This is a genomic window from Myxococcus llanfairpwllgwyngyllgogerychwyrndrobwllllantysiliogogogochensis, from assembly GCF_006636215.1.
Lineage (GTDB): Bacteria > Myxococcota > Myxococcia > Myxococcales > Myxococcaceae > Myxococcus > Myxococcus llanfairpwllgwyngyllgogerychwyrndrobwllllantysiliogogogochensis.
On the sequence record NZ_VIFM01000971.1, the window covers coordinates 1 to 393 of the forward strand.

The 393-nt window shown below is 49.6% G+C and carries 1 protein-coding gene; it reads left to right on the top strand.

Annotation, left to right across the window (positions count from 1 at the left end):
• Positions 1 to 393, top strand: a 393-nt coding sequence (locus FJV41_RS56495; RefSeq protein ID WP_220138075.1) for a tellurite resistance TerB family protein, incomplete at both ends; no start/stop codon positions are given.

The window sequence follows — 393 nt, forward strand, 5'->3', positions numbered from 1 at the left end:
GCCAATATGACAGGAATGAAAAGCAGGATTGAGTTGATGGGGGCCGCGGAAAAAGCTGCTGTGGGTAAAGTTATCGTTAGTGTTGCCTGTTCGGATAGGACAATAGCGCCTGCCGAAATCAAACAGCTTGAGAAGATTTATTCAAGTTTGGGGCTGGATCCCTCATCTGTCTCGAGCAATATCCATCAGCATTCCGCAACTGAACATGATCTCGTCTCGTCTGTACCAACTGATCAGCCAGCAGTAGGGTTCACACTGGATGCTAATGTACTTGCCCGCCACGAATCTGCCACGGATGATGTTCGTAAATTGCTGAACACAATTTTCACCGAAGAAGAACCGGAAGAGCCAGAAAGCGCTCCAGCCTCATTAACGGAGGCGGGGGGGCTAGAC